Origin of the sequence: Saccharomonospora iraqiensis subsp. iraqiensis (assembly GCF_000430445.1) — a bacterium.
Taxonomy (GTDB): Bacteria; Actinomycetota; Actinomycetes; order Mycobacteriales; family Pseudonocardiaceae; genus Saccharomonospora; species Saccharomonospora iraqiensis.
In genome coordinates this window covers 1,741-6,491 of the sequence record NZ_KE387135.1, presented here as the reverse complement: position 1 = coordinate 6,491, position 4,751 = coordinate 1,741, and the positions used below count along the sequence as shown (strand labels likewise).

Here is a 4,751-nt window from a genome sequence, read left to right as displayed (position 1 = left end):
CGGACGCGGCGCGGCCCCACGGACGCCCCGGGAGCTGCTGCGGGCGGGACGGGACCTCGCCGGTCAACTCGGCGGCCTCGCACCGACCGCGACCCGGGTGGCCACCGAGGCGTTCCGCGAACACCGGCTCCGGCTCCCGTTGCAGGCGCCGAGGACGATGCTGAACGTCCCGGTCGGCGGGGCACGGAGGTTCGCCGCGGAGTCGTGGGAGCAGGCGCGGATCGCCCATGTGGCCGCCGCCGCGGGCGTCTCCACGAACGACGTCGTCCTCGCCATGTGTTCGGGCGCGCTGCGCGCCTACCTGAGCGAGCACCGGGCACTGCCGGACCGTCCGCTGGTGGCGATGGTGCCGGTGTCCCTGCGGGACCGCACCGAACGCGCCGAGACCACCGGCAACCGGATCGGGGCCATCCTCTGCGACCTCGGCACCCACCTGCCGGATCCGGGCGCACGGCTCGCGACGGTGTCGGCGTCGATGAGCGACGGCAAACGGTTGTTCGGCGACCTGAGCCCCCTGCAGGCGCTGGCCCTGTCCGCGTTCAACGTCGCGCCGGTCGCGGCCACACCGCTGCCCGGCTGGGTCGACCACACCCGTCCCCCGTTCAACCTGGTGATCTCGAACGTGCCCGGTCCCCGGGGGCGGCAGTACTTCAACGGCGCGCGGCTCGACGGTATCTACCCCGCGTCGGTGCTGCTCGACGGCCAGGCGCTGAACATCACGCTCACCAGCAGCGAAAGCACCCTGGACTTCGGGATCACCGGGTGCCGCCGCAGTGTGCCGCACCTGCAGCGTCTGCTCGGCCACCTGGAGGACGCCCTGGTCGACCTCGAATGCGCCGTCGCCTGACCCTTCCACCCCCGCGAGTCGCCACTCCACGCCCGCGAGTCGCCACTCCACGCCCGCGAGTTGCCACTCCAGGCCCGTGAGGTGCCGCCCGGTGCGGGTGAGTCGTCGCTCCGGCGCCGACCGGGTCCGCGGCGCGCACCGAACCGCCACCTCCTGCCACCGGGCGCGTACGCCGGCCGCGCCGGTTCGGCCGGCTCCCGCCGTCCTGAACTGCCTACTCGCGGTTCCCGGGCGTCAACTCGCCGTCCTGTAGCGGGGACTCGCGGTTCGCGGGCGTCAACTCGCGGTTTTGGAGTGGCGACTCGCGGTCCGTGGGGGTCAACTCGCGGGGGTTGCGGGGCGGTCGGTGGGCCAGGGGTTGATCTCCTCGACCAGTCTGGCGACCGCGAGGACCAGGTCGTCGGAGTGGCGGGGGCCGACGATCTGCAGACCCACCGGCAGGCCGGTCGAGGTGAAACCGGCCGGGACGGTGATCGCGGGTTGCCGGGTCAGATTGAACGGGTAGGAGAACGGCGTCCACTGCGGCCAGTTCTCGTAGCCGCCGTCCGGGGGCACGTCGTGGCCCACCTCGAACGGGGGGATCGGCACGGTCGGGGTGAGCAGCACGTCGTGCCGGGTGTGGAACTGCCCCATGTGGATGCCCAGATTCGCCCCGGCCGCGCTCGCATCGAGGTAGTCGCCCGCCGAGTAGGTGTGTCCCTGTTCCCACACCGCCCGCAGACCCGGATCCACCCGGTCCGCCGCGCCGTCGGGGAAGGAGTCGAGCCATTTCGCCGCGCCGGTGGACCACAGCACGCCGAACGCCTCCGCGGGGTCGCCGAAGCCGGGGTCCGTCTCCTCCACGGTCAGACCGGCCTCGTCGAGCAGCGCGACCACGGAGGCGACCAGCCGGGCGATCTCCGGATCCACGTCGACGTATCCCAGCGTCGGGGAGTAGGCCGCCCGCAGACCGCGCACGTCACGGCGTACGGCCTCGCGGAAGGTGCCGGGCACCGGCGGCAACGCGGCGGGGTCGCGGGGATCCGTGATCGCCAGGACGTCGAGCAGCAGGGCCACGTCGTCCACCGACCGCGCCATCGGCCCGGCGTGCGACAGCGCCCCGAACGGGCTGGCCGGGTACAGCGGGATGCGCCCACCCGTCGGTTTGAAACCGACGATCCCGCAGAACGACGCCGGGATGCGCACCGACCCGCCCCCGTCGGTCCCCACCGAGAGATCCCCCATCCCGGTGGCGACCGCCACCGCGCTCCCGCCGCTGGACCCGCCCGGCGTCAACGCGGGATTCCAGGGGTTGCGGGTGATCCCGTCGAGCGGGCTGTCGGTGACCGCCTTCCACGCCAGCTCCGGGGTGGTCGTCTTGCCCAGCAGGACCAGCCCGTGCTCGCGCATCCGCGCCGTGACCGGGCTGTCCTCCCGCCACGGCTGGTCACGCTCGAGGCACAGCGAGCCCCGCAGCGTCGGCCAGCCCTCGGTGAGGAACATGTCCTTGAGCGACGCCGGGACCCCGTCGAGCCACCCGATCGGATTGCCTTCGCGCCAACGTTCCTCGGACGCGCGTGCCTGCTCCAGTGCCGACTCGGGGTCGACCAGCGTGAACGCCCCGTGCTCGACGTCGCGCTCGGCGATCGTGGCCAGCGCGGTGCGGGTCGCCTCGACCGGCGACAGCTCGCCCGACGAGAACGCCGCCACGAGTTCGCTCGCGGTGAGCAGGGGTGGCGTCGGCATAACTCTCCTCGTGTCACGCCCGCGGCGGACCGCACGGCACGCCGGTCACGTCACGGGTGAGGGTACATAGCCGAGCCGCTTGTCCACGACGTTGCGCAGCGGCCGCCCGTCCACCCATCGTGCGAAGTTGTCGGCGAAGACCTCGACCAGCGCGTTGCGCCAACCCACGATGTCACCGGACATGTGCGGGGTGAGCACCACGTTCTCCATCGTCCAGAGAGGACTGTCCGCGGGCAGTGGCTCGGTCTCGAACACGTCGAGCGCGGCGCCGCCGAGATGACCCGATCGCAGGACCTCGATCAGGTCGTCGGTGACGACGAGTTCGCCCCGGCCCACGTTGACGAACCGCGCACCGGGCCGCATGGCACCCAGCGTGCGCGCGTCGAACAGGTGCCGGGTCGCCCCGGTCAGCGGCGCCACCGCCACCACGAAGTCGTACCCGGGCAGGTGTTCGGTCAACGCTTCCGTGGGCACGACGGTGCCGAAGTCCGGGTCGTCGTCGCGCGCCCGCCTGCCCGCCCCGGTCACCCGCAGCCCAGCCGCACGGAGCAACCGGGCGGTGGCCCGGCCGATCGGCCCGGTGCCCACGACCAGCACCGGCCTGCCCGCCACCCGTTCCGTCTCGCGGTGCTGCCACCTATGCTGGTCCTGTAACCGCAGTGACCCGGCGAAATCCTTGGCGAAGGCGAGCACGACCCCGAGGACGTACTCGGCGATCGGCCCGTCGAACACTCCCCGCGAGTTGGTCAGGACGACGTCGCTGTCCCGCAGCCCGTCGAACATGACCGGGTCGACCCCGGCGCTGGCGATGTGCAGCCACCGCAGACGGTCGGCCGCGTGCCAGGCACCGGGCACGGCGGGGGAAACGAAGTCGTAGACGAACAGGGCATCGGCCCCGCGCAGGGCGTCGGCGAGACCGTCGGCGTCGGTGTAACGGACCGACGCCGCCCGTTCGATGGCTTCCATATCCGGGGGGCGCTTCTCACCGCAGAGTACGGCGAGCACCGGCGGTTGACTGCCAGTCACCGTTGACACGGTATGTGTACGCCGTATGATTGTCAACAATCCGAGGAGTCACCCCGGAGGCCCTCTCCTGCAGAACCGCCGTCGGAGGTGCGAGCCTTGGATTTCGCCGCTCTGGACTTCCCCGTGTTCGACGGCCCGCTGGCGCAGCGCGGCGTCGGGGTGATCGCGCCGTTCGACCTCGCCCTCGAACGGGAGCTGTGGCGCTGGGTGCCGATGGAGGTCTCGCTGCACCTGGCCCGGACCCCGTACGAGCCCGTGCCCGTCAGCATGGAGATGGCCCACCTGGTCAGCAACGCGGCCCACCTCGCGGCGGCCACGCGGGACGTGCTGCACCTGGAGCCGGAGGTGGTGGCCTACCTGTGCAGCTCGGGCAGTTTCGTCAACGGTGTGCCCGCCGAACGGGACCTGTGCGCGGTCATCCGGGAGGCGGGCGCCCCCACGGCGGTGACGACGTCCGGGGCGCTCGCGGAGGTGCTGCGGCTGCTGAACCTGCGCAAGCTGGCCGTGCTGACCCCGTACGACGCCGACCTGACCGGCAGGCTGCACGACTTCCTGGACGAGCTCGGGGTCAAGACCATGGCGAGTGACCACCTCGGACTCGGCGGGGGGATCTGGAAGGTCAACTACCGCACCATCGCCGAACGGATCCTCGCCGCGGATCACGAGGGCGCCGAAGCGATCTTCGTGAGCTGCACGAACCTGCCGACCTACGACGTCATCGAGCCGTTGGAGACCGCCCTCGGCAAGCCGGTGCTGACCGCGAACCAGCTCACCATGTGGGCGTGCCTGCGGCGGATGGACCTGCCGATCGTCGGCCCCGGCGGGTGGCTCCGCGAGGTGTCCTGACCCGGCCGACCCGGCCCCGTCCGCCGACGAACGAGGAGGAGGTGTCCCGTTGTCCGTGTCCCCCACCCGGACCACCACGGTCGGCTTCGTGTACCCGGACCACGCCGCCGAGGACGACTACCCGCTCGCCGAACGCGTGCTCGCCGACGGCACGCGCCTGCCCGTGGCCCACATCTACGGCACCGACCTGCACGCGGTGGACGAGCTGCTCGACCTCGGCGCCCCCGCGCGGTTGGCCGAGGGGGCGGCCCTGCTGACCCCGCACGAGCCGGCCGCCGTGGTGTGGGCGTGCACGAGCGGCAGCTTC

4 protein-coding genes and 1 pseudogene are annotated in these 4,751 nt (G+C 72.3%); 3 read left to right on the top strand and 2 right to left on the bottom strand.

What is annotated here, in order from left to right; genetic code table 11:
- Positions 1 to 847 (top strand): WS/DGAT domain-containing protein (locus tag ACTIR_RS24535; RefSeq protein ID WP_154663827.1); only part of this gene is annotated, 847 nt, incomplete at its 5' end.
- A 318-nt stretch (positions 848 to 1,165) separates the two neighbouring features.
- On the opposite strand, the gene ACTIR_RS0119915 is transcribed toward ACTIR_RS24535, so the two are convergent.
- On the bottom strand, positions 1,166 to 2,572 hold the full coding sequence (locus ACTIR_RS0119915) for an amidase (protein WP_026455590.1): 1,407 nt from the start codon (positions 2,570 to 2,572) through the stop codon (positions 1,166 to 1,168).
- A 45-nt stretch (positions 2,573 to 2,617) separates the two neighbouring features.
- Positions 2,618 to 3,538 carry a D-2-hydroxyacid dehydrogenase gene (locus ACTIR_RS0119910; RefSeq protein ID WP_052583973.1) on the bottom strand — a complete coding sequence of 307 codons (921 nt, stop codon included), beginning with the start codon at positions 3,536 to 3,538 and terminating at the stop codon, positions 2,618 to 2,620.
- A gap of 156 nt (positions 3,539 to 3,694) precedes the next feature.
- Between ACTIR_RS0119910 and ACTIR_RS0119905 the strand changes: the two genes are divergently transcribed.
- Positions 3,695 to 4,444, top strand: coding sequence for a maleate cis-trans isomerase family protein (locus tag ACTIR_RS0119905; protein ID WP_026455588.1), 750 nt, complete (start codon positions 3,695 to 3,697; stop codon positions 4,442 to 4,444).
- Between the two features lie 49 nt (positions 4,445 to 4,493).
- Positions 4,494 to 4,751: pseudogene (locus ACTIR_RS26985) on the top strand (maleate cis-trans isomerase); the annotation flags it as partial.